At 71.7% G+C, this 3,149-nt stretch carries 4 protein-coding genes; 2 read left to right on the plus strand and 2 right to left on the minus strand.

Translation table 11 applies throughout. From position 1 onward, the window contains the following. The first annotated feature begins 65 nt into the window (after positions 1 to 65). Both E4099_RS30710 and E4099_RS30715 read left to right on the plus strand, forming a co-directional pair. Positions 66 to 464 carry an OB-fold nucleic acid binding domain-containing protein gene (locus tag E4099_RS30710; protein ID WP_135342376.1) on the plus strand — a complete coding sequence of 133 codons (399 nt, stop codon included), beginning with the start codon at positions 66 to 68 and terminating at the stop codon, positions 462 to 464. 3 nt (positions 465 to 467) lie between these two features. Further along, the gene (locus E4099_RS30715) at positions 468 to 1,319 is read left to right on the plus strand and encodes a DUF3159 domain-containing protein (RefSeq protein ID WP_386389327.1); all 852 of its coding nucleotides are present in this window, start codon (positions 468 to 470) and stop codon (positions 1,317 to 1,319) included. Positions 1,320 to 1,428: 109 nt separating this feature from the next. Here E4099_RS30715 and E4099_RS30720 read toward each other — a convergent pair whose 3' ends face one another. Both E4099_RS30720 and E4099_RS30725 read right to left on the minus strand, forming a co-directional pair. Further along, positions 1,429 to 2,106 carry a potassium channel family protein gene (locus E4099_RS30720; RefSeq protein ID WP_135342377.1) on the minus strand — a complete coding sequence of 226 codons (678 nt, stop codon included), beginning with the start codon at positions 2,104 to 2,106 and terminating at the stop codon, positions 1,429 to 1,431. An 88-nt stretch (positions 2,107 to 2,194) separates the two neighbouring features. Next, complete coding sequence (locus E4099_RS30725; protein ID WP_135342378.1) at positions 2,195 to 2,860, minus strand: potassium channel family protein; 666 nt, start codon at positions 2,858 to 2,860, stop codon at positions 2,195 to 2,197. Between the last annotated feature and the right edge of the window lie 289 nt (positions 2,861 to 3,149).

A 3,149-nucleotide genomic window follows, 5' to 3' on the forward strand; every position in this document is an offset into this window, starting at 1 on the left:
CCGCCCAACACAACCCGCCAGACGACCCGGCTCCCCCCGCGAATCCCCCCGGTACGCTGGGCCGTATGAGTGCCGTATCCCGAACTGACAAGCCCGCCGGCCGCTTCCGGCGGATGCTCGACCGGTTGTCGAGTTCCCAGGAGGACCTCCACTCCGCCGAGCTGCAGCAGGACGCCGAGGCTGCGGGCTGTACCAAGATCGGTGAATGCGGTGACCGGCAGATCGTCACGGTGACCGGTACACTGCGCACGGTCACGCTGCGCCCGCGGGCCGGGGTGCCCGCGCTGGAGGCGGAGCTGTTCGACGGCACCGCCGCCCTCGACGTGGTGTGGCTGGGCCGCCGCTCCATCATCGGGGTCGAGCCGGGGCGCAAACTGATCGCCTCCGGCCGGATCTCCATGAGCCACGGGCGCCGGGTGCTGTTCAACCCCAAGTACGAACTCCGACCGCTCGGACAGGAGTAGCGGGTGACGTCTGACGACATGCAGACCCCGATCGACCAGGACGCCGCCGGGGCCGCGGACAGCGATGCCGCGCGGGCCAGGGCGGCGGCCGACACCGCGCTGCTGGAGGCGTTCGGCGGTGTCTGGGGCATGGTGGACACCACGGTGCCCGGACTGGTCTTCGTGCTTCTGTACACGATCGACCGGAACATCCACACCGCGGCCATCGCGGCGCTGGCGCTCACCCTGGTGCTCGCCGTCGCCCGGCTGATCCGCAAGGAGACCCTCAAGCACGCGCTCAGCGGCGTCTTCGGGGTGGCCTTCGGCGCCGTGTTCGCGATGATGTCCGGCGACGCCAAGAACTTCTACCTGCCGGGCATGCTCTACACCCTGGGCCTGTCCGTCGCCTACCTGGTCTCGGCGCTCTGCCGCTTCCCGCTGATCGGGGTGCTGCTGGGCCCGATGCTCAAGGAGAACCTCTCCTGGCGCACCCGCAACCCGGGCAGGCTCCGGGCGTACACCAAGGCCACCTGGGCCTGGGGCCTCATCCTGCTGGCCAAGTCGGCGATCCTCTTCCCGCTCTACTGGTGGGGCGACGCCGCCCAGCTGGGCTGGGTCAAGGTGGCGCTGGGCATCCCGCCCTTCCTGCTGTGCGTCTATCTGACCTGGATCTTCCTGGCCAAGGCGCCGCCGCCGATCGACGTCATCGCGGAGATGGAGGCCGAGGAGCAGGCCGAGCGGGAGCGGGAGCGGGCCCGCCGCGAGGAGGCCGAGGCGGAGCGGGCGGTCCAGCCGCTGCTCGCCGAGTGGACCGACCAGGTGGTCGCGGAGTCCCGGACCGACGCCGCCGACCGGCAGCCGCCGCATCCCCGCTGACCGCGCCGCGGTCCGCCGGACCCGCGCGGACCACCTGCGAAACGCCGCCGGGTCCCGGGAATCGACTTCCCGGGACCCGGCGGCGTTCACGTCCGTACGAGCGGACCGCTCAGTCGGAGACCTCTTCGCGGCGCACCGAGAGCAGGTCCTCCAGCTGCTCCTCGCGTGCCTGGGCGGCCACGAACAGCAGCTCGTCGCCGGCCTCCAGCACATCGTCCGGGCTGGGCGTCAGGACCCGGGTGCCGCGGATGATGGTGACCAGGCTGGTGTCCTGCGGCCAGTCCACCTCGCCTACCCGGGTGCCGGCGAGCGCGGCCTCCGGCGGCAGGGTCAGCTCCACCAGGTTGGCGTCGCCGTGGCTGAAGCGCAGCAGCCGCACCAGGTCGCCGACGCTCACGGCCTCCTCGACCAGGGCGGACATCAGACGCGGCGTGGAGACGGCGACATCCACCCCCCACGACTCGTTGAACAGCCACTCGTTCTTCGGGTTGTTGACCCGCGCGACCACCCGGGGCACCGCGTACTCGGTCTTGGCCAGCAGCGACACCACCAGGTTGACCTTGTCGTCCCCGGTCGCCGCGATGACCACGTTGCAGCGCTGCAGGGCCGCCTCGTCGAGCGAGGTGATCTCACAGGCGTCGGCCAGCAGCCACTCGGCCTGCGGCACCCGCTCCACCGAGATCGCGGTCGGTGCCTTGTCGATCAGCAGCACCTCGTGGCCGTTCTCCAGGAGCTCGCCCGCGATGGAACGACCCACCGCACCGGCTCCGGCGATGGCTACCCTCACGGCATCTCCTTGTTCGCTTTCGAGCCCGCGCGGCGCCACGGCGCGGGGTACGTCCTCAGCGGCGCCGCGGCGACCGTGTGCGAGCCGCTCACCGCTGGTCCTCCGGCCCCTGCGCGAAGGCGGCCTCGATCTTCTCGACCTCGTCGGTGCGCATGATCACGTGCACCAGGTCGCCCTCCTGGAGCACCGTCTGCGAAGTCGGCAGCACCGCCTCGCCCAGCCGGGTGATGAACGCCACCCGGACACCAGTCTCCTCCTGCAGCTTGCTGATCTTGTGGCCGATCCAGGACGGGGAGGGGTGCACCTCCGCGAGCTGCACCGCCCCGCTGGGGTCGCGCCACAGCGGCTCCGCCCCGGAGGGCAGCAGCCGGCGCAGCATCTGGTCGGCGGTCCAGCGCACGGTGGCCACGGTCGGGATACCGAGCCGCTGGTAGACCTCGGCACGGCGCGGGTCGTAGATACGGGCCGCGACGTTCTCCACGCCGAACATCTCGCGCGCCACCCGGGCGGCGATGATGTTGGAGTTGTCGCCGCTGCTGACCGCGGCGAACGCCCCCGCCTCCTCGATGCCCGCCTCGCGCAGGGTGTCCTGGTCGAAGCCGACGCCGGTCACCCGGCGCCCGCCGAAGCCGGCGCCGAGCCTGCGGAAGGCCGTCGGGTCCCGGTCGACCACGGCGACCGTGTGGCCCTGGGACTCCAGGGTCTGGGCGAGGGCGGAGCCGACTCGGCCGCAGCCCATGATGACGATGTGCATCGTCCTCCTACCCCGCACTCCTGGTCGACCCGCTCAATTCCGTAAACAACCCGCTCACTCTTCCTACTCGGCTCACCGGACACCATCGTGGCCGGGCGATCCCGGCACTGCCGGGTCTCGGCGCTGAGAACGAGGCGGCGGAGCCGGCCTCGCGCATGTCTGAGACCACCGTAGCGGCATCCGGCGTCCGTCCATCGAGCACGTGCCCGGACAGCCATCGGGCCCGTGCCCGGACGAGCACCGGGCTCCTACCCGGACAGGCGGTCGGCACGCGCGCCCGCCCCGACCC

Origin of the sequence: Streptomyces palmae, from assembly GCF_004684805.1 — a bacterium.
Classification (GTDB): Bacteria; Actinomycetota; Actinomycetes; order Streptomycetales; family Streptomycetaceae; genus Streptomyces; species Streptomyces palmae.